This is a genomic window from Streptomyces sp. NPDC001194 (assembly GCF_042896985.1).
Lineage (GTDB): Bacteria > Actinomycetota > Actinomycetes > Streptomycetales > Streptomycetaceae > Streptomyces.
On record NZ_JBIAXU010000020.1, the window covers coordinates 135,158 to 159,772 of the forward strand.

Here is a 24,615-nt window from a genome sequence, read left to right on the forward strand (position 1 = left end):
CGCGACAACACCGAGGGAATGCACCGCCCATGACGACCGACAGCACCCAGCCTCCCGACTCCTCGGCCATCGCCGTCCGCGACGTACGCAAACGCTACGGCGACCGGCAGGCCGTGGACGGGGTCTCCCTCGACGTCCGGCGCGGCGAGTTCTTCGGACTGCTCGGCCCCAACGGCGCGGGCAAGACCACCCTCATAGAGATCATGGAAGGACTGCGGCAGGCCGATTCCGGCACGGTCCGGGTCCTGGACCACAGCCCCTGGCCGCGCAACACCGCGCTGCTGCCCCGGATGGGCGTGCAGACCCAGGCCTCGGCCTTCTTCGTACGGCAGAGCGCGCGCGAGCACCTGGCCACCGTCGCCGGGCTGTACCGCGCCGGACCGCAGGCCGCGGACCGCACCCTGGAGACCGTGGGGCTGACCGGGCAGCGCGACGTGCTGGTCGAGAACCTCTCGGGCGGGCAGCGCCAGCGCCTGGCCATCGCCTCGGCGCTGGTCCACGGCCCGGAGCTGATCTTCCTGGACGAGCCGACGGCCGCCCTCGATCCGCAGGCCCGCCGCGACCTGTGGGAGGTGCTGCGCGTCCTCAAGAGCGAGGGCCGCACGATCGTCTACACCACCCACCACCTCGACGAGGCCGAGGCCCTCTGCGACCGGGTGGCCATACTCGTCGACGGCAAGGTGGCAGCCCTGGACTCCCCGCACCGGCTGGTCACCGCCGCCGGGGCCCCCTCCCGGCTCCTCCTGCCCGTCGGCAGGATCGAGCTGGAGCGGGCCCGGGCCCTGCCCGGGGTGGACCGGGCGAGCCTCCAGGGCGGCTCGCTGGTCCTGGAGACCGCCGCGCCCGGCAAGGTGCTCCAGGCCGTCGACGCGCTGACCGGGCTCGACGGGGTGCTGACCCGTACGGCCACGCTGGAGGACGTCTACCTCGAACTCACCGGCCACGCCCACCCCGAACACCCCGCACACCCCCACACCACGGAGTCCCAGGCATGAGCGCGTACACGGCCCTGACGGCCGCCGGCTACCGGGCGCAGGTCCGGGACAAGGCCACCCTCTTCTTCACCTTCGCCTTCCCCCTGCTCTTCCTCGTCGTGTTCGGCCTGATCTTCAGCGGGCAGGACGTGGAACAGAGCGGCCGCCCGTACATCTCGTACATCGCGCCGGGCGTGATGGCGTGGGGCGTCGCCAACGCGGCGGTGTTCGGCATCGCGTTCACCCTGATGCAGTGGCGGCGCGACGACCTGCTCCGGCTGATCCGGCTCACCCCGACCCCCCTGACGACCGTCCTGGCCTCGCGGTACGTGCTGGCGCTCGTCGTCGGCGTCGTCCAGGCCGCGGTGTTCATCGCGGTCGCGATGCTGCCCGGCTTCGGGCTGGTGCTGGACGGGCGCTGGCCGCTGGTGCTGCCCGCGCTGGTCCTCGGCATCACCGCGTTCATGGCGATCGGCGTGATCGTCGGGACGTACGCGAACACGCCCGAGGCGGTCGCCGCGATCGCCAACTGCATGATGGTGCCGATGGCGTTCCTGTCCGGCTCCTTCCTGCCGCTGGACATGATGCCGTCCTGGCTCCGGTCGGTCTCCCGGGTGCTGCCGCTGCGCTACCTGAACGACGCGGCGACGGGCGCGCTCACCGGCTCCGGCTCGCTCGGGGCGATCGGCACCGGCTGCGCGGCCCTGGCCGGCTTCGCCCTGCTGTTCGGCGCGATCGGGCTCAAGACCTTCCGCTGGAGCAACCGGGCATGACCGACATGACGGCGACCCTCCCGGCCTCCCCGCTGGAGGCCACCCGGCGCGAACTCGCCGCGGCGCTGGCCGGACTCGGCGCCGGGGTGGTCACCCTGGGCGTCCACGACGCCCTCGGGCCGCGCACCGCCGACCCGTTCGCGCGGGCGCGCCCGGCGGCCACCGTCCACCTCAGCGGCCGGGCCGTGCTGATCGGCCCCTGGGGCGGGGACGGTACCGCACCGGCCTGCGGCCAGTGCCTGGCGATGCGCTGGCAGCGGCTGCGCAGCCGCAGCGAGCGCGACGCCCTGGAGACCGGCAGCGGCCCGCCCACCCCGGTGGCGGCGCGGTGGCCGCTGCTGACCCCTGCCCTGCGGGACGCCGCGTACGCGCTCCACCAGGCGGTGTTCGGCGGGTACGTGAGCGCCCCCGGGCCGGCGGCGGCCGACCGGGCGCTGCCCCAGGTCAGCCGGCTGGACCTGGAGACCCTCCAGGTCCGCACGTACCCGCTGGCCGCCGACCCGCTCTGCCCCGACTGCGGGCCGCGCGGCACCGACGGCCCGGCTCCCTTCACGCCCGTCCCGCGGCCCAAACCCGCCCCGGGAGCACAGCGGCTGCGCGCGGCCGGCTCGTACCCGATGCCGTACGCGGCGCTGGCCAACCCGGTGACCGGGGTCCTCGGCGGGGGCACCTGGACCGACATCACCTCGCCGACGACCGCGCCCGTCGCCGGCAGTGTCTTCATGCGCGGCTACGCGGGCCTGACCGACGTCACCTGGAGCGGTCAGGCCAACCGCTACACCGCCAGCCGCGACCTGGCGTTCCTCGAAGGGCTGGAGCGGTACGCCGGCACCCACCGCCGCACCGGGAGCCGGCTGCTCACCGCCTCCTACGCCGAGTTGGGCGAACGGGCGCTGGACCCGGCGGAGTGCGGGTTCTACGCCCCGCGGACCTACCGCGAGGATCCGCTGGTCTCGCCCTTCGACCCGCAGCGGCCGATCCCGTGGGTGTACGGGCATTCGCTGCGCGACGACCGGCCGGTGCTGGTCCCGGCACGGCTGGTGCACTACAGCGCGGGGCTGGCGGCCGACAATTTCGTCTTCGAGTGCTCCAACGGCTGCGCGATCGGAAGCTGTACGGAGGAGGCGCTGCTGGGCGCGCTGCTGGAACTGATCGAGCGGGACGCCTTCCTGCTCGCCTGGTACGGCGGGCTGCCGCTGACCGAGATCGACCTGGCCTCGGTACCGGGGCGGGCCGTCCGGACGATGGCCGACCGGGCCGCTCTCCAGGGGTACGAGGTGCACGCGTTCGACAACCGGATCGACCTGGCGGTGCCCGTGGTCACCGGGCTCGCGGTACGCCGGGACGGCGGGCCCGGCCTGTTCGCCTTCGGCGCGGGCGCGGCGCTCGATCCGGCGGCCGCGGTGGAGGCAGCGCTCTCCGAGGTCCTCACCTACATCCCGCACCTGCCCCGGCAGGTCGCGGAGCGCCGGGGCGAACTGGAGGCGATGGCAGGTGACTTCGGCCTGGTGCGCCACCTCAAGGACCATGCCCAGCTGTACGGGCTGCCCGCGATGGCCCCGTACGTACGGCCCTACACGGAGCCGGCGGGGATCCGGCCGATGGACGCTCTGTACCGTTCGTGGCGGAACCCGCCGGAGGGCTCGGCCGGACGGCCGGCCACCGGGGATCTCCGCGATGATCTGCTGTGCTGCGTCGGCGAGTTGACGGGCGCCGGGCACGATGTGATCGTCGTCGACCAGACCACTCCCGAGCAGCTGCGGATCGGGCTGCGCACCGTGTGCGCGGTGGTGCCCGGGCTGCTGCCGATCGACTTCGGCTGGTCGCGGCAGCGGGCCCCGTACCTGCCGCGGCTGCGGACGGCGCCGCGCCGGGCGGGGCTGCGCAGGACGGATCTGACGGAGGCGGAGATCCGGATGGTCCCGCACCCGTTCCCCTGACCCCGCCCCTTCCTCGTACGACGGTGCCCCGGCCCCCGCGCAGTGCGCGGGGGCCGGGGCACCGGTGTGCCTGCGGTCCGACCCGGGGTCAGGCGCTGCAGGAGGTCGTGCTGGTGGTGGAGGAGCAGGTCGAGGTCGAGCTGCAGCTCGTGGAACCGGCGAGCACGACCTCGCTGGCGTCCGAGTAGTCGGAGATCTCGAACGTCTCGGATTCGAGCTCGAGGATCTCGTCGGCGAGCGAGGCGAGGGGCGACTTCTCCATGATGGCTCCTTCGGTCGGTGGGCGGGGGTGTGCCGCCGCCCCTCCATCAGAGCCGGTCGCGCCGTCAGCTCACCCTCCGGACCGCTGGCACCTCTCTGACAGGAAGTGTCAGCGCCCTGACGCGTCCGCCCCGCGGGCCCTGTCCGACCATGGGTCCATGCTCTCCGCTCTGATCAGGCCGCTGACCACGCTCTACCTGGAACTGCACCGGGATCCCGAGCTGTCGGGCGAGGAGCGGCGCACGGCGGCGCGGTTCGCCGGCGCGCTCGAAGCCGAGGGGTACGCGGTGACGCGCGGCATCGGCGGGCACGGCGTCGCCGGAGTGCTGCGGGGCGGCGACGGGCCGACGGTGCTGCTGCGCGCCGAACTCGACGCCCTGCCCGTACGGGAGACGACGGGGCTGCCGTACGCGAGCGAGGGCGACGCGGCGCACGCCTGCGGGCACGACCTGCACCTGGCCGCGGCGGCCGGGGCCGCAGCCCTGCTGGCTCGGGAGCGGAGCGGCTGGCGGGGCACGCTCGTCGTGGTCGGCCAGCCCGCCGAGGAGACCCTGGAGGGGGCCCGGGCCATGCTGGCGGACGGCCTGTACGAGCGGGTCGGACGGCCCGATGCCGTGCTGGCCCAGCACGCAGCTCCGCTGCCGGCCGGGATGGTGGCGCACGGGTACGGGCCGATGACCGCCGGGAGCGTCACCTTCCGGATCGTGGTGCACGGCCGCGGCGGCCACGCCGGGGCCCCGCACCTGACCGTGGACCCGGTGGTGACGGCGGCCCACGTGGTGGCCCGGCTGCAGACGGTGGTGGCGCGCGAGGCGGCCCCCTCGGAGCAGGTGGCCGTCACCGTCGGCTCGTTCCGGGCGGGCGAGCGCGCGAACGTCGTGCCCGACCGGGCCGAGCTGGGAGTCACCGTACGGGCGGCCGGGGAGGCCGCGCTGACCCGGGCGGCGGCCGCCGTGGAGCGGATCGTCCGCGCCGAGTGCGCCGCCTCGGACTGCCCGCGGGAGCCGGAGATCGTCCGCCTCGGCTCCTCCCCCGTCACCCACCCCGATCCGGCGACGACCGCGGCCGTACGGGAGGCGCACGCGGCGGAGTTCGGCGCGGAGCGCGTGGCCATGTGGCCCCCGTCGCTGGCCACGGAGGACTTCGGGCTGTTCGGTGACGCGGGCCGGGCGCTGCACGGGGCGCGCGGGGTGCGCCTCGCGTACTGGATGCTGGGCGTGATCGGCCCGGCCGCCTGGTCGGCGGCGCCGGGTGGGACCGCGGCGGAGAAGCTGGCCGTCCTGCCGGCCAACCACGCGCCGGATTTCGCACCGGACGTGCGCACGGCGCTCCCGGCGGGCGTACGGGCGCTGCGGGCGGCGGCGCTGAACTGCCTCGGTTCGCCCCGATAGGCGGCTGTACGCCATACGCGTCGCATTCAGGCCATTTCGCACGATCCGAGAACCGCGGGCCTCGGTGGCGGCGTCGGTGGGTTCAGCTACTCGGCAACCGAGCACGGCGAAAGGTCCGAACGATGTCCAAGTCTCCGGCCAAGGCCAAGCGCACCGCTTCCCTCGCCCTCGCGGCCGCCGCCGCGACGGCCGCACTCACCCTCGCCTTCGTCACCAGCGCCTCCGCGACCGCCGGCGCGGACGCGCCGCGGGACGGCCGGGCGGCCGCCGCGGCCCCGTCCGTGTCCGGCAGCCCGGAGGGCGCCTTCTCCCGGATCGCCACCTTCTACGGTGCGTACGTCGACGCGGTCTACGACAACGACGGCACGCGCGCGAAGCAGCTGCGGGCCGCCTACCTCTCCCCGGCGCTCCAGCGCGAGCTGGCGAAGTGGGAGGAGACCAACCACGCGGACGGCGTGCTGCGCGCCCAGAACGTGCCGCTGGAGTGGAAGGTCACCCACGTGGACAGCGGGATGGGCAAGACCAACGCCACCGTCACCCTGACCTGGAGCGGGACCGACACCACCCGGCTCCACGTCCAGGCCGACCTGAAGACCCGGAAGATCCTCTCCATCACGGACTGACGGGCGCCGGACATGCGGGTGGGGGCCGCCGCCGGCGGCGCCCACCCGGTCGGGTACGCGCCGTGGTTACGCGCCGCTCGCCTTGAGCATGTCCTCGCGCTCGACGATCTTCACGCGCTCACGGCCCTCGGGCTCGCCGAGCGCCTTCTCGGCCGCGTCGAGCTTGTACCAGCCCTCCCACGTCGTGAAGCGGACGTTCCGCTCGGCCAGGAAGGCCTCGACGGCCTCCGGCGCGGGCGCGGCGGGCGTCCGCAGGCGGCCGTCCGCGTGGTCCGCGAGGAGGTTCGCGACCGTCTCGTTCGCGTCGCCCTTGGTGTGGCCGATGAGGCCGATGGGACCGCGCCGGATCCAGCCGGTGACGTACGTGGACTGCAGGTGCGCGCCGGCTTCGATCACGCGGCCGCCCTCGTCCGGGACCGTACCGCTCTCGACGTCCCACGGAAGCTTGGGCAGCTCGTCGGAGAGGTAGCCCACGGCGCGGTAGACGGACTGGACGTCCCAGTCGGTGAACCGGCCGGTGCCCTTGACGTTGCCCGTGCCGTCGAGCTCGGTGCGCTCGGTGCGCAGGCCCACGACCTTGCCGTCCTCGCCGAGGATCTCGGCGGGCGACTCGAAGAAGTGCAGGAAGAGCTTGTGGGGGCGCTCGCCGATGTCGCGGATCGCCCAGTTCTCCAGGGTCTTGGCGACCATGTCCGCCTGCTTGTTGGAGCGGCGGGTGGCGATCGAGCCCTCGTCGTAGTCGATGTCCTCGGGGTTGACGATGACCTCGATGTTGGGCGAGTGGTCGAGCTCGCGCAGCTCCATCGGGCTGAACTTCGCCTGCGCCGGGCCGCGACGGCCGAAGACGTGGACCTCGAGCGCCTTGTTGGCCTTGAGCCCCTCGTGGACGTTGGCGGGGATCTCGGTCGGCAGCAGCTCGTCGGCGGTCTTCGCGAGGATGCGCGCGACGTCGAGCGCGACGTTGCCGACGCCGAGCACGGCGACCTTCTCGGCCTCCAGCGGCCAGGTGCGCGGGACGTCGGGGTGGCCGTCGTACCAGGAGACGAAGTCGGCGGCGCCGTAGGAGCCGTCGAGTTCGACGCCCGGTATGGCGAGCGCGCGGTCGGCGGTCGCGCCGGTGGAGAAGATCACCGCGTCGTAGAACGAGTGGAGTTCGTCGAGGCTGATGTCGTTCGGGTAGTCCACGTTGCCGAACAGGCGGACCTGCGGCTTGTCGAGCACCTGGTGCAGGGCGGTGATGATGCCCTTGATCCGCGGGTGGTCGGGGGCGACGCCGTACCGGATCAGGCCGAAGGGGGCGGGCATCCGCTCGAACAGGTCGATGGAGACACCCGGCTCGACGGCCGCCTCGGACTTCAGCAGCGCGTCGGCGGCGTAGATTCCGGCGGGGCCGGCACCGACGATTGCTACCCGGAGAGGGCGAGGCATGACTGGTTCCCTTCGACCGAAAAACACTGGATCACGGGAAACCATAAACTAAGGGAACCCTAACTCAGCACCCGCCCCCCGCTTATGACCCTATAAACAGAGCTTATGACCTCCCCAAGACATCCTTGGGGGTTGCGGTCACACTGGACGCAGGAGGCACTCGGGAGGTACCGCATGGATCCGGTCGCGGCACTGGAGCGGATCGCCTACCTGCTGGAACGCGGGCAGGCGCCGACCTACCGGGTGCAGGCCTTCCGGAAGGCCGCGGCCGCCCTCGTACGGATGGGCGAGCCCGAGGTGCGGGAACGAGTCGGGGCCGGGACCCTCGAAGCGGTCAAGGGGATCGGGCCGAAAACCGCCCAGGTGGTGCGGGAGGCGGTCGGCGGGGCCGTCCCCGCTTACCTTCAGGCCCTGGAGGACGAGGTCGCCGCCCACCCCGGGGGCCCGCCGGCCGATCCCGCCGCCCTCGCGCTGCGCGCGGCCCTGCGCGGGGACTGCCATCTGCACTCCGAGTGGTCCGACGGCGGCAGCCCGATCGAGGCCATGGGCCGGGCGGCGGCCGCGCTCGGCCACGAGTGGGCCGTGCTCACGGACCACTCGCCGAGCCTGACCGTCGCCCGGGGGCTCTCGCCGGAGCGGCTGCGCGAGCAGCTGGACGTGGTGGCGGAGCTGAACGCGGCGTGGGCGCCCTTCCGGCTGCTGACCGGCATCGAGTGCGACATCCTCCTCGACGGCTCGCTGGACCAGGAACCGGAACTGCTGGAGCGGCTGGACCTCGTGGTCGGATCCGTCCATTCGAAGCTGCGGATGGAGTCGCTCGCGATGACGCGCCGGCTGCTGGCGGCGGTACGCAATCCCCTGATGGACGTCCTGGGCCACTGCACGGGACGGCTGGTGACGGGGCGCACCCGCCCCGAGTCGCGGTTCGACGCCGAGGCGGTGTTCGCCGCCTGCGCGGAGTCCGGGACCGCCGTGGAGATCAACAGCCGGCCCGAGCGGCTGGACCCGCCGCGCCGGCTCCTGCGGTCCGCCGTGGAAGCCGGGGCCCTGTTCGCGATCGACACGGACGCGCACGCTCCGGGCCAGCTGGACTGGCAGCTCACCGGGTGCGAGCGGGCCGTGGAGTGCGGGGTGCCGGCCGAACGGGTGGTGAACACCTGGCCCCGGGAGCAGCTGCTGGAGTGGACCCGGACCCGGCGGCCACCGGCGACCGCGGCCGCCTGAAGCCGCCGGCGACCGGCTACGGCTACGGCTACGGCTACGGCTACGGCTACGGCTTCAGCGCAGCCCCGCCAGGCCGGCCCCGCGGACCACCAGCAGCACGACGTCGGCGCCGGCGACCGCCATCGTCGCCAGGAAGGGGATCCGGCTCCGGCCGGCCGACCGCCCGGCCCCGAGGAGTACCGCCGCGGCCGTCGCCGCGAACAGCGCCCAGCCGTACGGCGGCACCCGCCCGGGCGGTCCGGCGACCAGGGCCGCGGCCGAGCCGAGCACGAGCAGGCCCCCCACGGCCGCCGAGCCCCGTGCGCCGATCCGGTGCGGCAGCCCCGACACCCCCGTGGCCAGGTCGTCTTCGATGTCGGGCAGCACGTTGGCGAAGTGCGCGCCCGCTCCCAGCAGGGCCGCCGCGGCCGTAAGCCACCACGGCGGCCACGGCGCTCCGGGCAGACCGAGGGTGACGAAGGCCGGAAGCAGCCCGAAGGCGAGGGCGTACGGGAGCCACGAGAGGGCGGTGCTCTTCAGCCGCAGGTTGTACGCCCAGGCGGCGACCACCCCGCACAGGTGCGCGCAGCCGGCGAGCCGTCCGCCCGCCAGCGACAGCGGAACGCAGAGCAGCAGGGCCGTGAGCGCCGCCGCCGTCACGGCGGCGGGCCGGACGGCGCCGGAGACCAGCGGTTTGTCGCGGCGGCCGGTCGCCAGGTCCCGGCGCAGGTCCACCCTGTCGTTGCACCAGCCCACCGACAGCTGGCCCGCCGCCACCGCGGCCACGGTGACCGCGGCCCCGGGGAGGCTGCGGCCCACGGCCGCGGCCAGGGCGGCGGCGAGGAGCGTCACGGCGGCGGCGGGCACCGGGTGGCAGGCCCTGAGCAGGCCGAACAGGTGGGACGCGGCGGGCCGCGGCGGGCCGGTCCCGGCCGTCACGGCGGGCGCGGGAAGGGTTTCGTCTGCGGCTTCGGCTCTGACGCGGGGCACGCGGTCACGCTATGCCGCGCCGCGCCCGGTATGCCGCATTCATCACGAAGTGTCAGTTGTTCCCTATGTTGGGCCAATGACGCGTGTCCTGGCCGTGAGCAGTGTGTTCCCGCCCCACCGCTATCGGCAGTCCGAGATCGCGACGGCGCTCGCCCGCTTCCTTCCGCCGGGGGCCGACACCGCCCTCCTCCACCGGCTGCACGCCGCGGTCGGCGTCGACTCCCGCCACCTCGCGCTCCCACTGGAACGCTACGGTCCGTCGAACGACTTCGGCGGGACGAACGCCCTCTTCCTGGAGAACGCCGAGGAGCTCGGCATCCGGGCCGTCGAGGCCGCCCTGGCCGCGGCCGGACTGGCGGCCCGCGAGGTCGACCTCGTCATGTCGACCACGGTCACCGGGCTGGCCACTCCCTCGCTGGAGGCCCGCATCGCCGGGCGGACCGGTCTGCGCCCGGACGTGAAGAGGCTGCCGCTCTTCGGCCTCGGCTGCGCGGCGGGCGCCGCCGGGCTCGGCCACCTCCACGACCATCTGACGGGCCGCCCCGATCACGCGGCCCTGCTGCTGTCCACCGAGCTGTGCTCGCTCACCCTCCAGCCCTCGGACACCTCCGTGGCGAACCTGGTGGCCGGAGCCCTCTTCGGCGACGGGGCAGGGGCCCTGCTCGCGGTGGGCCGCGGCCATCCGCTGCACGGCACGCGGCCGGGGCCCTCGGTGGTGGCCGCGCGCAGCCGCCTCTACCCCGGCACCGAGGGGCTCCTCGGCTGGGACATCGGCCACTGGGGCTTCCGGATGGTGCTGGGCCGGGAACTGCCCGCCCTGGTCCGGCTGCACGTGGCCGAGGAGGTCGAGACCTTCCTCGCCCGGCACGACCTCAAGCCGCCGGACGTCGACGCGTGGATCGTCCACCCCGGCGGACCGAAGGTCCTCGACGTGCTGGCGGACGCGCTGGGACTGCCCGACTCCGCCTTCGCGGCGAGCCGGCGCTCCCTCGCGGACGCGGGCAACCTCTCCTCGGCGTCGGTCCTGCACATCCTGAACACGATCGAGGCCTCCGGTCCGCCCGCACCGGGCTCCGTCGGTCTGATGATCGCCTTCGGGCCGGGCTTCGCCTCCGAACTCGTCCTCCTGCGCTGGTGATCCCGTGTCCGTGACATCGACCCCCTCCATGGAGCCGTACCTGCTCCTCATCGGCCTGGTCGCGCTCGAGCGGCTCGCCGAACTCGCCACGGCCCGGCGCAACACGCGCCGGAGCCTGTCCCTCGGAGCCATCGAGTACGGCCGCGGCCACTACCCCGCCATGGTCGCCCTGCACACCGCGCTGCTCCTGGGCTGCGTGGTGGAACCGCTGGTCGCCGACCGCCCGTTCCTGCCCGCGCTGGGCTGGCCCGCCCTCGCCCTCGTCGTCGCCGCCCAGGGCCTGCGCTGGTGGTGCATCGCCACTCTCGGCCCGCAGTGGAACACCCGGGTCCTGGTCGTCCCGGGACGACCGCTGGTGGCGGCCGGTCCGTACCGGCTGCTGCGCCACCCGAACTACGTCGCCGTCGTCGTGGAGGGCGCGGCGCTGCCGCTCGTCCACACCGCCTGGGTGACGGCGGCCGCCTTCACCCTGCTGAACCTCGCGCTGCTCGGCGTACGCATCCGCTGCGAGGAGGACGCCCTCGCCCATGCCGCGCCCGTCCACCGCAGCCCGGTACCGGCGGAGGGCCGGGCCCGGTGATCGACCTGCTCGTCGCGGGCGGCGGCCCCGCCGGCCTGGCCACGGCCATCCACGGAGCGCTGGCCGGGATGGAGGTCGTGGTCCTGGAGCCGCGCCCCACCCCGATCGACAAGGCCTGCGGCGAGGGACTGATGCCGGGGGCCGTACGCGGCCTGCAGGAGCTGGGCGTGACCGTGCCGGGCCGGCCCTTCCACGGGATCCGCTATCTGGACGGGGTGAGCGGCCTGCACGCGGAAGGGCGGTTCCGCACCGGGCCGGGTCTCGGCGCCCGCCGGCCCGTCCTCCAGGCCGCGCTGGCGCGGCGGGCCGAGGAGCTGGGCGTACGGGTGCTCGCGCGGCGCGTCGGCGAGGTCCGCCAGGACGCGGACCGGGTCGGTGCGGCAGGCCTGACCGCCCGCCACCTCGTGGCGGCGGACGGCCTGCACTCCCCCGTCCGGCGCGGTCTGGGCCTGGCGGCGCCGCCCGCCCCGGGCCGGCCGCCGCGCTACGGGCTGCGCCGCCACTACGCGGTGGAGCCCTGGAGCGACCTGGTCGAGGTCCACTGGTCGGCGCACTGCGAGGCGTACGTGACCCCGCTGGGGCCCGACCGGGTCGGCGTCGCGGTGCTCACCACCGAGCGCGCCCCCTTCGACGTACAGCTGGCCCGGTTCCCCCTGCTGCGCGCGCGGCTGGCCGGCTCCGCCGGCTCGGCGGTGCGCGGCGCCGGACCGCTGCGCCAGGGGGCCCGGGTACGGGTCGCGGGGCGGGTGCTGTTCGTCGGGGACGCCGCGGGGTACGTGGACGCGCTGACGGGCGAGGGGCTGACCCTGGCCGTGACGGCGGCGGGTGAACTCGTGCGCTGCGTACGGGAGGGCCGGCCGCAGGCGTACGAGCGGGCCTGGCGGGAGCTGTCGCGCAGCTACCGCACCCTGACCGCGTCCTTGCTCTGGGCGCGCCGGCAGCCCCGGCTGGCGGGGCGGATCGTTCCGTTGGCGGCGCGGCTGCCCCGGGTGTTCACGCTCGGGGTCAACCTGCTCGCGTAGCGCGTCCGGTGGCGTGGCCGCCGTGCGCGCGCATGCCACGGGGGCGGAACCGGAGCACGTGGCACCGGTCCCGCCCCCGTCGCTCGGTCAGCCGCCGGCGCCCGCCCGGGCACGCGGCGATCGGTTCCCGAGCGCCAGACCGGCCAGGACGGCGGCGGCCGCGGCACAGAACACCGCCGCGACGCCCGCCCAGGTCAGGGAGGCGCTCACCGCACCCTCCAGCGGGTCGAAGGCCGCGAGGCCGCCGACCACGTGCAGGGCGACGACGGCGAGGGCGCCCACGGCAGCGGCCCGCCATGCTCCGGCCGTGTCGCGCACCGCGATCAGCGCGCCGAGCCCGAGGCACAGCACGGTGGCGAGGAGCGGCGGGAACGCGGTCGGGGTCCCGGACGACAGCGCCGTCACGTCACTCGGCAGGTGCAGGACCCCGCAGACCAGCAGCGCCGCCGCCACGGGCCAGCGCAGCCGGTGGCGCAGCGGGCCGGAGCGGGCCGGGGCCGCCGTGGCCCGGCCGCCGTCGGGGCCGCGCCCGTGCTGTCGCCGGTACTCCGCGAGGGACTCGTACCGCTCGTCCTCGTAGGGGTCGTCGAACGGCTCTTCGGCCGGCTGCCCGGGCCGTCGGGCGCGGCGCCGGCCGTCCCTCGGCCGTGGTTCGGCCGGGCCGGCGGGGACCGCCGGCGGCCGGGCCGGGTGCACGGACGGCACGACCGGTACGGCCTGGACAGGCTCCCGCGGCGCGGCGGCCGCCGGTGACCGGTCGGTCGAGCCGGGGTGCGCGGGCGGGACGGGGTGCGCGGGCTCGGGGCCCCGGGCCGTCGGCGGGGGGTCCGAGTGCGGCACGCGGTCCTCGTCCGTCCCGAGGATGCCGGCCAGCAGGGCCACGTCCTGGACGGGGCGTCCGACGGCGGCCGCCCGCAGCGTCTGGTGGCCGTGGCCCGGGCCCTGTCCGGTCTCCTCGAGGAGGTTCACCAGTTGGGCTACTTCCTCGAGGGGCCGGCAGGTGCCGGCCGTCTCCAGCAAGGTGCGTATGGGCTCGGTCCCCGTCGGGGTCGGTGCGCTGGTGGGATCGGGGTCGTGGAGCTCGCGGGGGTCGTCGTCCTGCGTCGTCGCCGCGAGCGTGATGGGGTCGTTCATGGAAAGCTCCGTTCGCCGACGCGCGGGTCTACACATCGCACGCCGGTCAACGTGCGTCATGGGATGCGCACGCTCGGTCACCATTCAGCGGCACCGCGCGCCGCTGCGCCATACGGGGCGGGCAAACGGGGGAGCCGCCCACCCGGCGTCCGGCGGGGGCGACGGTTCGAGATGCGCCCTCGCGGCGCTGCTGGTTCGCTGAATCGGGCCTCCTTGCCCCGCACACCCGAGGAGTGATCATGAGCGCAGGCGAATCCCGCGGCCGGGTCCGGCAGTTGCGCGAGAAGGCGCAAGAGCTGAACACGGCTGCCGAACGCTCCACCGATCCGGAAGAGCGCCGAAGGCTCCAGGAGAAGGCCCGCCGGCTCCAGGAGCAGAGCGAGAAGGAAGACAAGATCGACGACCGGGGCATGGATCCCATGTAGCCCCGCGCCGGTTCCCCCGTCGGCCGGTCGCCACGCGGCACCGGCCGATGTCGCACGTCAGGTGGGACGACGTCACGCCAGGAGGCGGTGCATGAAGGCCACGGAGGTACTCGCCGATGCGTACGGGCGCATCCGCGAGGTGGTGCACGAGGTGGTCGAGGGGCTCTCGGCCGAGGAGTTGAACGCGCGGATCGACCCGGAGGCGAACTCGATCGCGTGGCTGGTGTGGCACCTGACCCGGGTGCAGGACGACCACATGGCCGACGCGTCGGGTCTGGAGCAGGTCTGGACGGCGCAGGAGTGGTTCACCCGGTTCGCGCTGCCGCTGCCCGCCGAGGCCACCGGCTACGGGCACACGGCCAAGCAGGTCGGCACGGTCCTGGTCGGGTCCGACGAGCTGCTGCTGGGGTACTTCGACGCCGTCCACGAGCGGACCACCGGCTTCGTGCGGGGGCTTTCCGCCGCCGATCTGGACCGCGTGGTCGACACGGGCTGGGACCCGCCGGTCACCTTGGGGGTACGGCTGGTCAGCATCGTCTCCGACGACCTCCAGCACGCCGGCCAGGCGGCGTACGTACGGGGCGTTCTGCGGCGCGGATAGCGTCGCCCCGGGGGTGCGCGGCCCGGGAAACGCAGAGGACAGGGGGCGACGAGGAAAGGCGGTCGATGGTGGCCCGTGCCCGCTTCGTACGACGCTGGAGCGCCGCGTGCTGCGCCCTTCTGACGCTCGCCGCCGGGGCCGCGGCGGCGCCCGCCGCGGCGGGTGCGGACCGGCCCGTCGTGGAGACCGACCGGGGGCCCCTACGGGGCACCGCGCACGGCACGTACCGGACCTTCGAGGGGATCCCGTACGCGGCGCCGCCGACCGGCCCGCTGCGCTGGCGGCTTCCGCAGCCCGCCGCCCCCTGGACGGGCGTACGCGACGCCGGGGCGCCGGGGGCGCGCTGCGTGCAGCTGCCGGCGGTGGGGCCGGGCGGGCCGAGCGGCTCCGAGGACTGCCTGTACCTGAACGTCACCACGCCGTCGACGGGCGGGAGCGGACGCCCCGTCATGGTCTGGTTCCACGGCGGCGGCTTCGTCAACGGCGCCGGCGACTCGTACCGCGCGGAGCGGCCGGCCGTCCAGGGCGGCGCCGTGGTCGTCACCGTCAACTACCGCCTCGGGATCTTCGGCCTCTTCGGGCATCCCTCGCTCGGCGGGGCCCCCGACTTCGCCATCGCCGACCAGCGGGCGGCGCTGCGCTGGGTGCGCTCCAACGCCGCCCGCTTCGGCGGCGACCCGTCCGACGTGACGCTGTTCGGCGAGTCGGCGGGCGGGCTGAGCGTCTGCGCGCACCTGACCTCACCGGGGTCGGCGGGCCTGTTCCAGCGGGCCGTCCTGCAGAGCGGATCCTGCTCGACCACGATGCCGCCCCGCTCGCTGCTGCCCTCGCAGGCCCGGTACGAACCCTTCGTGCCCGAGTCGCGCACCGTCGCGAACGGGGTCGCGGCGGCGTCCGGGCTGGGCTGCGACCGGCCGGAGCCGGCCGCCGTGCTGGAGTGCCTGCGCGGCAAGGAGGCGGCGGCGCTCGCGACCCCGGAGCTGATGATGCGGTTCTCGCTCGTCTCCTACGGCGACGGCAACGGGGTGCTGCCCGAGGAGCCCCGGCGGGCCCTGGAGGGCGGCCGCTTCCACCGGGTGCCCGTGATCGAGGGCGTCAACCGGGACGAGATGCGGATCTTCCTGGCGCAGGGCCTGGGTGCGTTCCCCATCCCCGACGCGGCCGCCTACCGGGCCCGGGTGGAGCAGTCCTTCGGCGCCGACGCCGTGCCGGCCGTCGAGGCGCAGTACCCGGTGGCCGCGTACCCGACCCCGGCACTGGCCTGGGCCGCCGTACTGTCCGACGCCTCGTTCATCTGCCCGGCGCTGCGGGACGGCCGGGCCATGGCCCGCCACGTGCCGGTGTACGCGTACCGGTTCAGCGACCGGGACGCGCCGAACTTCACCGGCCTGCCGGAGGTGCCGGGCTTCCCGTACGGGGCCTCGCACGGACTCGAACTGCCCTACCTGTTCACGATGGATGCCGCCCTGACCGCCGCGCAGCGCGCGCTGTCGCGGCGGATGACGGCCGACTGGACGGAGTTCGCCCGCACGGGCAGGCCGCCGGCGTGGCCGCGGTTCGATTCGGCGGAGCCGGTACTGTCCCTGGCGCCGGGCCCGGGCGGGATCCACCCGGTGGACGGCCCGGCGGAGCACCACTGCGCGTTGTGGGACGCCCGGTGGCCGTGAGCGAGCCTCACCACGTCGAGGTGGCGATGACCTCCCCGTCGCCCGTGCGGACGGACACGGTGCCGTGGTCCTGGTACACCTGCCGCCGCCAGGACACGAACACGTCCGCCACCCGACGGCCGTCCTCGGCCAGGCCCTTGCCCACGGCCCGGGTCGTGAAGGTCACGAGCGCCTCCCCGGCGTCCCGTCCCTTGCGCACGCGGGCCTGTGCGACGGCCCGCTCGGGGAGGAACTGATCCGCCTTGGTGCGCCGCTGGGCGTAGTAGGCGTTGAAGTCCCGCGTCATGTCGAACCACCCCGCCCCACCGCAGGGCCCGGCACCGTTGGTGATGTCCCCGTCGGTGGGCGGACCCGCGTACCCGCCGCTCTCCTCATCGGTCGGCGGACCCGCGTACCCGCCGGTCTCCTCATCGGTCGGCGGACCGGCGTAACTACCCGTCTCCTGATCGGTGGGCGGACCCGCGTACCCGCCAGTCTCCTCATCGGTCGGCGGACCGGCGTACCCGCCGCCCGTCTGCTCTTCCGTCGGCGGATCGGGCGTGCCCGTACCGCTGCCGCCCGTGGTCCGGTCGAGACCGCAGGTCTCGTTCACCGGTGCGGCCGGCGCGGCGACCTCGCCACCGGCGTGCCGCGTACCGCAGGCCGCCAGCACGGCGCACATGAACCCCACCGCCGCCGCTCTCCCGGCGGCCCTGGACACGGCTGCCCTCGTCATCGTCATGGTCATCCCCCTTGCCCACGAAGAGGGGATCCCACCGCCCCCGGTTCCACCCCACGGGCTACGGTGCCGCCATGACCGGACCAGTCCTGCGCCCCCTCCTCTTCCTCGACGTCGACGGACCGCTCATCCCGTTCGGGGCCGGCGCCCACGAGCTGCCGGGCGGCTACCCCGCGTACGGGACGGGCCACGACGCGAACCCCCTCCTCGCCAGGCTCGATCCCGCCCTCGGCCCCCGCCTCCTGGCGCTGCCGTGCGAGCTGGTCTGGGCCACGACCTGGATGGCCGACGCGAACGCGTGGGTGGCACCGCGGATCCGTCTGCCGGACCTGCCGATGGTGTCCTGGCCGGACCCGTCCGAGGAGGAGGACCACGGTCGCACCCACTGGAAGACGCCCGCCCTGGCCGCCTACGCCGCCGGACGGCCGTTCGCCTGGGTCGACGACGAGATCACCCCCGCCGACCGCACCTGGGTCCGCGCGCACCACCCGGCCCCGGCGCTGCTCCACCGCGTGGACCCCCGCTTCGGCCTCGGCCCGGCAGACTTCGCCACGCTGGCCGCATGGCTGCGCCGCCACGCACTCCCCCGGGAGGTCACCGCATGACGCCCGTCCCTCCCCTGCCCGCGCACGCCGGACGGCACGACACGGGCACGGGTTCCGCCCGGCCCGGCACGCCTCCCGCGGAGCCGTCCCCGCCCTGACGGCCGGGCCCGCCGCGCCGCGGCGGGCGCCGCGCCGCGGGATCGGCAACGGTCAGAGGGGGATGCTCCGGCTCCAGGACCAGGACGCGGCCACCAGGGAGCGTTCCGCCGCCGCCAGGTGGGTGGAAGCGGCCAGCCAGGCGTGCGCGTAGGCGGCGGGTGAGGGATCCGTCAGGCGGCCGAAGGGGTCGCGCGGGCGCCGGTCCGCCTCGGCGGCGAGGGCCGTGGCGAGTTCCGCCGCCGCGGTGAAGCCCGCCCGGCGCAGGGGACCGTACGCGGCCGCCGGCCCGGTGGTGCGGGCCGCCTCCGCGACGGCGCGGCGGCCGCCCGCGACCCCGCTCTCGAGCAGTCGGCGCACCCGCCACAGCGGTGAGTCGGCCAGGACGTCCGGCCCCGCGTCGGCGGCCGGCGCGCCGGCGTCGGCCGCACCGGGCGGGAAGTGGCCGCCCTGGAGCACGTCGTATCCGAGGTCGGCGCGGCCCAGCCACTCCTCGGGCAGGCGCAGCGTGTACTGCGCACCCGGGACCGGCCCGACGGCCAGCGGACGCAGGGTCGCCGCGCGGTCCAGGTCGGGGCGGCCCAGGACGCGGAGCAGCAGCCCCGGGTGGGCGGCGATACGGCGCAGGTTGGCCGTGTGCGGCAGCTCCGGATGGGGGTGGGCGGCGCGCAGCCGCAGCAGGGGCGCGTCCTCGCGTACCTCGCGGACCAGGAGGTCCTCCCCCGCCGCGCCGACGACCACGACCTCGCAGCCGAGCAGGGCGGGCTCCGCCGCGTCCGGGTCGCCGTCCCGCTCGGCGAGCCGGGCGGCCACCGCCTCGGCCGCCGGTCGGGCGAAGAGCGCGGCGACCGGCTCCTCGGTCCACGGGACACCGCGCAGCGGGGTCGCCTGGACCCCGCGTCCGGCGCCGAGGCGGCCGTCGGCGGAGACGGTGGCCCCGGCGATGCGAAGTCCCCCGCGCGCGAGCCCGGCGTGGTCGAGTGCGGCTCCGCCGAGCGCCACGGAGGCGGATCCGGCTCCGCGGGCGCGGGCCAGGCCGCCGGGGCGGACGTCGGAGACGGAGTAGCGGGAGCCGTCGGCGGCGAGCAGGTGGGTGACCACTCCCCCGTACCCGGTGGCCGAGAGGACCGGCTCCCGGCACAGCCCGTACACCCGCAGGCCGCCGCCGGGCCGGTAGGCGCGGCGGGCGGTGCCGGTGAGCGCGGGGCCGGCCGCACCGGAGGCCAGCAGTGCGGCGGTGTGCAGGAGTTCGCGGAAGGCTGCGGTGAGGTCGGCGAGCCGGTGGCCGCCGCTGCGCTCCCGGGCGGCGCGCAGGCCCCGTACGACCCGCAGGGTGGCGGCCTCGGCGCGGGGCAGTCCGGCGAGGCGTGCGGTGTGGGCCGCCCGCAGCAGCTCGGCCTGGACCACCGCGCCGCCGGCCGTGACCCCGGCGGCGAGCGCCTCCGCGGCGGCCCGCCAGAGCGCGGCGGCAGCGGCGTGCTGGGCGGCGGTGAGCACCTCGGGGGCGGGCTCGGATCCGCGATCGGGCTCGGCCCCGGGCACGGCCCCCGCCCCGGGCGCGGAACCGGGCGCGGAACCGGAACCGGGCGCGGGCCCTGCCTTGGGCGCGGGTACGGCATCGGACCCGCCCGCCGCCGCGCCCGCGCGACCGGCATCGGGCCCGGGGCCGGACTCGGCCCCGGCACCGGGCCCCGAACCGGGCTCCGGATGCGGTTCGGGCCGCGGCAGTCGGTCCGGGTCGGCCAGCGGGGCCGCGCCCAGGGCCGCCGCGCGGTGCAGGCAGCGCGGTGCCAGCAGGCAGGTGCAGGTGGCCTGGCCGGCTGCCGTGACCGCACCCTCCGGGCCCGGCCGCAGGGTGACGAGCGCGTCCTCGCCGAAGCGGATGGTCACACCCCCGTCGTCCCCGCGGACCGCGCCCGCGGCGCAGCCCTCGATCGCGGCGTCGAGCTTCTTGCGCAGCCGGGCCGTGAGGTTCTCGACGGCCTCGGCGAGGACCTCGGGGGCCACGGGGGGCAGCAGACCTGTGTTCAACTCGGCACTCGACTCACTGCTCGGCTCACTGCTCAACGGGATTCTCCACGGAGGCGGTCGCCCACCCAGCGGGCGAGGGCGAGCGGACTGAGGGCGGCCACCGGCATGCCGGCCGCGACGAGCTGCCGGGCGACCGGGACCGAGTACCGGGGCGCGCCCGCGTCGTCGAGCGCGGCGCAGCCCAGCAGGTGGGCGCCGGACGCGGCCAGCGCGCGGACCTCCCCGAGGAGGCCGCCGATCGGCGCGCCCTCCTCGAAGTCGCTGACCACGACGACGAGCGTGCGGCTCGGCACGGTCATCAGCGAGCGCGCGTGAGCGAGACCCGCCGCGATGTGCGTACCGCCGCCGACACGGACCTCCAGCAACAGCGACAGCGGGTCCTCGACCCGGTCGGTCAGGTCCACCACCTGGGTGGAGAAGGCCAGGAAGTGGGTGGACAGGGTCGGCACACCGCCGAGGACGGCGGCGGTCAGGGCCGACCAGATGACCGAGGCCTCCATCGATCCGGAGACGTCGACGACGAGGATCAGCCGCCAGTCCGCCTCGCGGCTGACCCGGGTGCTGAACACGGGCCGTTCCGGGACGACGACCACGCGGCCGTCCCCGAGGCGGCGGGTGTGCGCGAGGTTGGCGCGCAGGGTCCGCGCCAGGTCGAGCCTGCCGCCGGGGCGGCGGGTGGGACGCGGGGTGGCGAGACCGGAGAGCGCCGGTCGCATCCGGGTGGCGAGCTCCTTGGCGAGCTCGTCGACCAGCCGCCTGACCAGGGGCCGCAGCCGGGCGAGTCGGGCCTCCGGCATACCGCCGGCCAGCGAGAGCACGGAGCTGAGGAGTTCCACCGAGGGGCGGACCGCCGCCGGGTCGAGCTGGCTCAGCACGTCGGCGCGGCCCGAGTCGGCCGCGTCGGCGAGCACCTCCTCGCGCACGTCGGCCCCGAAGAGCGCCTCGAGCTCCTGCGACCATTCGCGGGCCGTGGGGAACGAGGCTTCCCGACCGCCACCGCCGCCACTGCCCCGGCCGCCCTCGAGGTCGGCGGAGCCTTCGCCGCGGCCGTTGCCGTACAGCTCGTCGAGGGCGTGCGCGTAGCGCCGGGCGCCGGCGGGGAGGCGGTCGCGCTGGCGGCCGAGCAGCAGGCGCCAGCGGTCGGCGGGGGCGAGGCGCCGGTCGCCCTGGCGCACGGATTCGGGTACGGACACCGCGGACGGTGCGGGTGCCTGCGGCGACGCGCCGACCCCCGGAGCCGGAGCGTCGCCGACCGGCAGCCCCTCCAGGGCCTTGAGCGCGGCGGCGCCGGCGGCGTCCGCGGCGGCCCACAGGGCGAGCAGCGGGGGCGGGGCGTCGAGGGACAGGTCGAGGCGGTCGCCGAGGCGCTCGGTGACGGTCTCCAGCAACCGGTCGCGGGCGGCCGGTGCGAGTACGTCGAAGCCGCCGCGCAGGGCCGGGAGCCGCTCCAGGAACTCCTGGTCGGTGAGGCCGTCGACACGGTCCAGGACCGGGGTGAGGGCGGCGGAGGAGGACTGGAGCAGGGGTCCGGCGGCGGCCAGGACGCCGCCGAGGCGGCGGGCGAGGGAGCGCCGGGCGTCGGGGGTGGCGGCGCCGTCGATCCACCCGGCGGCCCGGTCGCCGAGGCCGGCGGCCGGGTCGAGGTCGAGCAGCACCCGTACCGCCAGCGCGGCGCCCTGCATCAACGGCGACGCGGTGGCGGCGAGTTCCTCGAGGGCTGCGTCCATCCGCAGGCCCAGGTGGAGGGTGGCGGCCCGGTCGGCGAGGGCCACGAGGGCGCGCGCGTCGGCGGGTTCCTCGCTGCCGGCCAGGCCGGGCAGCGACCGTACGGCGGCTTCGAGCAGCGGGGCGGTGAGCGCGGCCGCGGCGGCGCGGGAGCCGTCGGAGGTACCGGGGAAGTGCCCGCGGGAGAGACCCTCCAAGAGGTCCAGCGACTCCAGGAGTTCGGGCAGGGCCGCGGTCTGCGGGAGGATCCCGGCGGCCTCGTCCAGCCGTGCGGAGACCAGCTCGGGCAGATCGCACCGCGCGGCGGCGGCCAGGCCGGTCAGGACCTGGGCCGGGGTCGGGCCGCCCTCCGCCGCGGCCCGCCGGGCGGTCTCGCGCAGTGTCCCGGCGGCGGCCTGGGCGGCGGTGACCCCGCGGACGCCGGCCAGGTCGAGGCGGGCCGGGACGGAGGGCGTCCAGGTCAGTCGCCACTTGGTGCCGAGTGCCGTGCCGTCGCCGGTGCCGGCCACGTCGAGGGGCTCCCCGTACGCGGCCCCGCAGACGGCCAGCCGCCGGAGCAGGACCTCGCGGCGGCCGTCGAGCGGGGAGCGGAGCGGATCGAGGCGGACCTCGCGGGGGGCGGGGTCCTCGGGGCCGGGCAGGCGCAGCTCCGCCAGCTCGGCCTCGACGGAGGGGCCGAGGCCCGAGCGCGGGGCGTGCGGGGTGATCCGGCCGCGGCCGGAGCCGATGAGCACGGCTTCCAGGGCGCGGGCCAGCGCCCGGCCCCGGCCGAGGAGTTCGCCCTGGCCGAGCACGGTGGTGACGGCTTCGAGGAGCTCGCCCCGGCCGGGCGCGGGAAGCCCGCGCAGGACGGCCAGATCGCAGGCGAGCCGCAGCGTCTCGGCGGCCTCGCCGGTCCCGGCGGTGTGCCCGGCGCGGCGCAGCTCCCGGCAGATGCCGGTGACGGCGACGGAGGCGGCTTCGCGCACCGCGCCGGCGTCGCCACCGGCCTGGAGCACGGCCTGCTGCCACAGCGGATCCCGGATCCCGGCGGGGTAGCCGGAGCGGGAGTCCAGCAGGTCGAAGGAGTAGGGGACGAGGGAGGTCACGGCCCCGCCGCCGTCGCCCGCTCCCCCCGTGCCGGCGGCCGCGGTGAGGGCCTGCACGGCGGCTGCCGGCGCCCCTGCGTCCGCCGGATCAGGACCCGAGGCCGCGCCGGCGGCCACGGCGCCCGGGGCCGGCGCGGACGCGTCCGGGCGGAGCAGGGCCGGGGCGTGGAAGGCGCCGATGAGCGCGGCGACCCTTCGGCCGTCGGCCGCGGCGGCGCCGATGACACCGCGCATGTGGGCCTCGCGGGCCAGGTCGGTCGCGGGGACGGGGCCGTCCTGGCGCAGGGCCCAGCCCACGCCGAGGGCGGCCCGCCGCACGGCTTCCGGGGCGCAGCCGGGGGCCAGTACCTCCACGGCCCGGTCCCACAGGTCGTCGCCGTCGCGCCCGGTGCCGGAGGCGGCCAGCGCCTGCGCGTACGAACGGTGGCCCGGCGGCGCCGGGTCGCCGGCCCGGGCGGCGGTCCAGCCCGGGTCGGTCAGCGGGAGGTCGCAGCAGCGGACCTCCGCCCCGCGCGCCCGCGCCCAGCGGATGGCGGCCAGCTCCGGGGAGAAGTCCGCGAACGGGTAGAACGCGAGCCCGCCCTCCCGGCCCGTGCCCGCCAGGGCGACGGGGGCGACGGTCTCGGGGTCCGCCAAGTGGTCCAGCCACGGCTGGAAGTCGGCCGGCAGCTCGACGCACACGACCTCCGCCCGCGCGGCGTCCAGCAGCGCGGGCACCACCGCCGCCAGCGCGGGGCTGTGGTGCCGTACGCCCAGCAGGTACGGCGCCGTCGACGCGGCGAGCGCGTCCACGGCCGTCCGCGGATCGGCTCCCGGCAGCGGGGCGGCGGGCGCGGTGGGCCCGGTGCGGTCGTCAGGGGCCTTCATCGGAGGTTCCCGCGCAGGTCCCACAGACGGCGCCACATCGCCGAGCCGTCTTCGGCGCGGCGGCGGACCGGGCCGTCCCAGTAGCCCAGCAGGCGGCCGTGGTCGGCCGGGTCGTCCTTGCGGACCACGCCCAGCAGGTGTCCGGGCAGCAGGTCCAGTACGTCGCCGGCCGGCAGGTACGCCGCGGCCACGCCCAGCGAGGCCGCCACCTGGACCGCTTCGGCGGTGGACATGACCGTACCGGGCCGCTCCACGTCCCAGCCCTCGGCCGAGCGCCCCGACCGCAGGTCCCGGAAGACCGTGACCAGCGCGTCGAGCACGGAGTCGTCCACGGCGAACGCCGCGCCCGCCCGCTGCACGGCCGCCACCGCCTGGCGGCGGATCAGCGTGGCCTCGGCGTCCGCGTCCGCGATCGGGGCCACCGTCTCGAAGTTGAAGCGCCGCTTGAGGGCGGCGGACATCTCGGAGACCCCGCGGTCGCGCAGGTTGGCGGTGGCGATGACCGTGAATCCGGGGGCGGCGCAGACCACCGCGTCCTCGGTGGCGGTCAGTTCGGGCACGCTCACCCGCCGGTCGGACAGGATCGACACGAGCGCGTCCTGCACCTCGGGCAGGCAGCGGGTGATCTCCTCGACCCGGACCACCCGTCCCGTCCGCATGGCGGAGAGCACCGGGGAGTCGACGAGCGCCTGGGAGGTCGGGCCCTGGGCGAGCAGCAGGGCGTAGTTCCAGCCGTACCGGAAGGCGTCCTCGGTCGTACCGGCCGTGCCCTGCACGGTGAGCGCGCTGGTGCCGCAGACGGCTGCCGCCAGCAGCTCGGACAGCATCGACTTCGCGGTGCCGGGCTCGCCGGTGAGCAGCAGGCCGCGTTCCCCGGCGAGGGTGACGACGCAGCGCTCGACCAGGGCGCGTTCGCCGACGAACTTCGGGGGGATCACCAGCTTGGCCGGGAGTCCGGCGGGGCGGCGGCCGGCGAGGGCCAGCTCCGCGCCCTCGCTGCCGCACACGAAGGTGACCACGGCGCGCGGGGTGAGCGCCCAGCCGGGCGGGCGGGGACCGGTGTCCTGGGCCGCGAGGAAGGCGAGTTCGGCGGCGTACCGCTCCTCGGCGGGCAGCGATTGCCGGGCGGGGCTCTGAACGGATGTGTCGGTCAGGGTCATGACGTGGTGTTTCCTTCGCGAGATGTGGGCGTACGGGGTGGCGGGCGGCGGGGCGGCGCCCCCCCCCCGGGGGGGGGGGGGCCCCCCCCCCCCGGCGGCGGGGGGGGGGGGGGGGGGGGGCGGGGCGCGGTTGCATAAGGGCCCCGGACCCCCGGTACGCCCCCAACCCGGCCCC

21 protein-coding genes are annotated in these 24,615 nt (G+C 76.1%); 13 read left to right on the plus strand and 8 right to left on the minus strand.

What is annotated here, in order from left to right; genetic code table 11:
* The first annotated feature begins 29 nt into the window (after positions 1–29).
* From ACFY1T_RS30170 to ACFY1T_RS30180, 3 genes are read left to right on the plus strand one after another with little or no spacing between them, the layout of a single operon-like run.
* Positions 30–995, plus strand: a complete 966-nt coding sequence (locus tag ACFY1T_RS30170; protein WP_030864046.1) for an ABC transporter ATP-binding protein — start codon at positions 30–32, stop codon at positions 993–995.
* Positions 992–1,747: an ABC transporter permease gene (locus ACFY1T_RS30175; protein WP_390790961.1), complete on the plus strand. Its 756-nt coding sequence runs from the start codon at positions 992–994 to the stop codon at positions 1,745–1,747. The genes ACFY1T_RS30170 and ACFY1T_RS30175 overlap by 4 nt, the downstream gene beginning before the upstream one ends.
* Positions 1,744–3,687, plus strand: a complete 1,944-nt coding sequence (locus ACFY1T_RS30180; protein ID WP_390790962.1) for a TOMM precursor leader peptide-binding protein — start codon at positions 1,744–1,746, stop codon at positions 3,685–3,687. The genes ACFY1T_RS30175 and ACFY1T_RS30180 overlap by 4 nt, the downstream gene beginning before the upstream one ends.
* An 88-nt stretch (positions 3,688–3,775) precedes the next feature.
* On the opposite strand, the gene ACFY1T_RS30185 is transcribed toward ACFY1T_RS30180, so the two are convergent.
* Entirely contained in the window at positions 3,776–3,949 is a 174-nt protein-coding gene (locus ACFY1T_RS30185) for a thiazolylpeptide-type bacteriocin (RefSeq protein ID WP_007268044.1), read from the minus strand.
* A gap of 157 nt (positions 3,950–4,106) precedes the next feature.
* Between ACFY1T_RS30185 and ACFY1T_RS30190 the strand changes: the two genes are divergently transcribed.
* Together ACFY1T_RS30190 and ACFY1T_RS30195 are read left to right on the plus strand one after the other, a co-directional pair.
* Positions 4,107–5,339, plus strand: a complete 1,233-nt coding sequence (locus ACFY1T_RS30190) for an amidohydrolase (RefSeq protein ID WP_390790963.1) — start codon at positions 4,107–4,109, stop codon at positions 5,337–5,339.
* Between the two features lie 122 nt (positions 5,340–5,461).
* Positions 5,462–5,962 (plus strand): hypothetical protein, encoded by a 501-nt coding sequence (locus ACFY1T_RS30195; protein ID WP_390790964.1) that lies wholly within the window; start codon positions 5,462–5,464, stop codon positions 5,960–5,962.
* A gap of 66 nt (positions 5,963–6,028) precedes the next feature.
* Here ACFY1T_RS30195 and ACFY1T_RS30200 read toward each other — a convergent pair whose 3' ends face one another.
* A complete protein-coding gene (locus ACFY1T_RS30200; RefSeq protein ID WP_390790965.1) occupies positions 6,029–7,390 on the minus strand; it encodes an FAD-dependent oxidoreductase in 1,362 nt (453 codons plus the stop codon).
* A gap of 174 nt (positions 7,391–7,564) precedes the next feature.
* Between ACFY1T_RS30200 and ACFY1T_RS30205 the strand changes: the two genes are divergently transcribed.
* Positions 7,565–8,614 carry a PHP domain-containing protein gene (locus ACFY1T_RS30205; protein WP_390790966.1) on the plus strand — a complete coding sequence of 350 codons (1,050 nt, stop codon included), beginning with the start codon at positions 7,565–7,567 and terminating at the stop codon, positions 8,612–8,614.
* Between the two features lie 54 nt (positions 8,615–8,668).
* On the opposite strand, the gene ACFY1T_RS30210 is transcribed toward ACFY1T_RS30205, so the two are convergent.
* Complete coding sequence (locus tag ACFY1T_RS30210; protein WP_390790967.1) at positions 8,669–9,583, minus strand: UbiA family prenyltransferase; 915 nt, start codon at positions 9,581–9,583, stop codon at positions 8,669–8,671.
* A gap of 76 nt (positions 9,584–9,659) precedes the next feature.
* On the opposite strand from ACFY1T_RS30210, the gene ACFY1T_RS30215 reads away from it, so the two are divergent.
* The 3 genes from ACFY1T_RS30215 to ACFY1T_RS30225 are packed head-to-tail and all read left to right on the plus strand — an operon-like array spanning position 9,660 to position 12,323.
* Positions 9,660–10,721: a type III polyketide synthase gene (locus ACFY1T_RS30215; protein ID WP_390790968.1), complete on the plus strand. Its 1,062-nt coding sequence runs from the start codon at positions 9,660–9,662 to the stop codon at positions 10,719–10,721.
* Positions 10,722–10,749: 28 nt separating this feature from the next.
* Entirely contained in the window at positions 10,750–11,301 is a 552-nt protein-coding gene (locus ACFY1T_RS30220) for an isoprenylcysteine carboxyl methyltransferase family protein (RefSeq protein WP_390790986.1), read from the plus strand.
* Positions 11,298–12,323, plus strand: coding sequence for an NAD(P)/FAD-dependent oxidoreductase (locus ACFY1T_RS30225; RefSeq protein WP_390790969.1), 1,026 nt, complete (start codon positions 11,298–11,300; stop codon positions 12,321–12,323). The genes ACFY1T_RS30220 and ACFY1T_RS30225 overlap by 4 nt, the downstream gene beginning before the upstream one ends.
* An 87-nt stretch (positions 12,324–12,410) precedes the next feature.
* On the opposite strand, the gene ACFY1T_RS30230 is transcribed toward ACFY1T_RS30225, so the two are convergent.
* Entirely contained in the window at positions 12,411–13,457 is a 1,047-nt protein-coding gene (locus ACFY1T_RS30230) for a hypothetical protein (protein WP_390790970.1), read from the minus strand.
* A 236-nt stretch (positions 13,458–13,693) separates the two neighbouring features.
* Here ACFY1T_RS30230 and ACFY1T_RS30235 point away from each other — a divergent pair, with 236 nt between their 5' ends.
* The 3 genes from ACFY1T_RS30235 (at position 13,694) to ACFY1T_RS30245 (ending at position 16,150) form a co-directional block, all read left to right on the plus strand.
* Complete coding sequence (locus tag ACFY1T_RS30235; protein WP_372481535.1) at positions 13,694–13,882, plus strand: DUF6381 family protein; 189 nt, start codon at positions 13,694–13,696, stop codon at positions 13,880–13,882.
* Positions 13,883–13,973: 91 nt separating this feature from the next.
* On the plus strand, positions 13,974–14,483 hold the full coding sequence (locus tag ACFY1T_RS30240) for a DinB family protein (RefSeq protein ID WP_390790971.1): 510 nt from the start codon (positions 13,974–13,976) through the stop codon (positions 14,481–14,483).
* A gap of 65 nt (positions 14,484–14,548) precedes the next feature.
* Entirely contained in the window at positions 14,549–16,150 is a 1,602-nt protein-coding gene (locus tag ACFY1T_RS30245; protein WP_390790972.1) for a carboxylesterase/lipase family protein, read from the plus strand.
* Between the two features lie 7 nt (positions 16,151–16,157).
* Here ACFY1T_RS30245 and ACFY1T_RS30250 read toward each other — a convergent pair whose 3' ends face one another.
* Entirely contained in the window at positions 16,158–16,871 is a 714-nt protein-coding gene (locus ACFY1T_RS30250; protein WP_390790973.1) for a hypothetical protein, read from the minus strand.
* A 71-nt stretch (positions 16,872–16,942) separates the two neighbouring features.
* On the opposite strand from ACFY1T_RS30250, the gene ACFY1T_RS30255 reads away from it, so the two are divergent.
* Positions 16,943–17,473, plus strand: a complete 531-nt coding sequence (locus ACFY1T_RS30255; RefSeq protein ID WP_390790974.1) for a hypothetical protein — start codon at positions 16,943–16,945, stop codon at positions 17,471–17,473.
* 150 nt (positions 17,474–17,623) lie between these two features.
* On the opposite strand, the gene ACFY1T_RS30260 is transcribed toward ACFY1T_RS30255, so the two are convergent.
* Genes ACFY1T_RS30260 through ACFY1T_RS30270 form a run of 3 tightly spaced genes read right to left on the minus strand, consistent with a single transcriptional unit; the run spans position 17,624 to position 24,440 of the window.
* Positions 17,624–19,600: a hypothetical protein gene (locus tag ACFY1T_RS30260; protein WP_390790975.1), complete on the minus strand. Its 1,977-nt coding sequence runs from the start codon at positions 19,598–19,600 to the stop codon at positions 17,624–17,626.
* 32 nt (positions 19,601–19,632) lie between these two features.
* Entirely contained in the window at positions 19,633–23,280 is a 3,648-nt protein-coding gene (locus ACFY1T_RS30265; protein WP_390790976.1) for a DUF5682 family protein, read from the minus strand.
* On the minus strand, positions 23,277–24,440 hold the full coding sequence (locus ACFY1T_RS30270; RefSeq protein WP_390790977.1) for an AAA family ATPase: 1,164 nt from the start codon (positions 24,438–24,440) through the stop codon (positions 23,277–23,279). The genes ACFY1T_RS30265 and ACFY1T_RS30270 overlap by 4 nt, the downstream gene beginning before the upstream one ends.
* Positions 24,441–24,615: the final 175 nt, after the last annotated feature.

Coding starts and splice junctions, on each gene's coding strand:
- ACFY1T_RS30195 (WP_390790964.1), top strand. CDS start 5,462: ATGTCCAAGTCTCCGGCCAAGGCCAAGCGCACCGCTTCCCTCGCCCTC.
- ACFY1T_RS30175 (WP_390790961.1), top strand. CDS start 992: ATGAGCGCGTACACGGCCCTGACGGCCGCCGGCTACCGGGCGCAGGTC.
- ACFY1T_RS30205 (WP_390790966.1), top strand. CDS start 7,565: ATGGATCCGGTCGCGGCACTGGAGCGGATCGCCTACCTGCTGGAACGC.
- ACFY1T_RS30245 (WP_390790972.1), top strand. CDS start 14,549: ATGGTGGCCCGTGCCCGCTTCGTACGACGCTGGAGCGCCGCGTGCTGC.
- ACFY1T_RS30180 (WP_390790962.1), top strand. CDS start 1,744: ATGACCGACATGACGGCGACCCTCCCGGCCTCCCCGCTGGAGGCCACC.
- ACFY1T_RS30250 (WP_390790973.1), bottom strand. CDS start 16,871: ATGACGATGACGAGGGCAGCCGTGTCCAGGGCCGCCGGGAGAGCGGCG.
- ACFY1T_RS30215 (WP_390790968.1), top strand. CDS start 9,660: ATGACGCGTGTCCTGGCCGTGAGCAGTGTGTTCCCGCCCCACCGCTAT.
- ACFY1T_RS30240 (WP_390790971.1), top strand. CDS start 13,974: ATGAAGGCCACGGAGGTACTCGCCGATGCGTACGGGCGCATCCGCGAG.
- ACFY1T_RS30200 (WP_390790965.1), bottom strand. CDS start 7,390: ATGCCTCGCCCTCTCCGGGTAGCAATCGTCGGTGCCGGCCCCGCCGGA.
- ACFY1T_RS30185 (WP_007268044.1), bottom strand. CDS start 3,949: ATGGAGAAGTCGCCCCTCGCCTCGCTCGCCGACGAGATCCTCGAGCTC.
- ACFY1T_RS30270 (WP_390790977.1), bottom strand. CDS start 24,440: ATGACCCTGACCGACACATCCGTTCAGAGCCCCGCCCGGCAATCGCTG.
- ACFY1T_RS30255 (WP_390790974.1), top strand. CDS start 16,943: ATGACCGGACCAGTCCTGCGCCCCCTCCTCTTCCTCGACGTCGACGGA.
- ACFY1T_RS30170 (WP_030864046.1), top strand. CDS start 30: ATGACGACCGACAGCACCCAGCCTCCCGACTCCTCGGCCATCGCCGTC.
- ACFY1T_RS30190 (WP_390790963.1), top strand. CDS start 4,107: ATGCTCTCCGCTCTGATCAGGCCGCTGACCACGCTCTACCTGGAACTG.
- ACFY1T_RS30220 (WP_390790986.1), top strand. CDS start 10,750: ATGGAGCCGTACCTGCTCCTCATCGGCCTGGTCGCGCTCGAGCGGCTC.
- ACFY1T_RS30265 (WP_390790976.1), bottom strand. CDS start 23,280: ATGAAGGCCCCTGACGACCGCACCGGGCCCACCGCGCCCGCCGCCCCG.
- ACFY1T_RS30230 (WP_390790970.1), bottom strand. CDS start 13,457: ATGAACGACCCCATCACGCTCGCGGCGACGACGCAGGACGACGACCCC.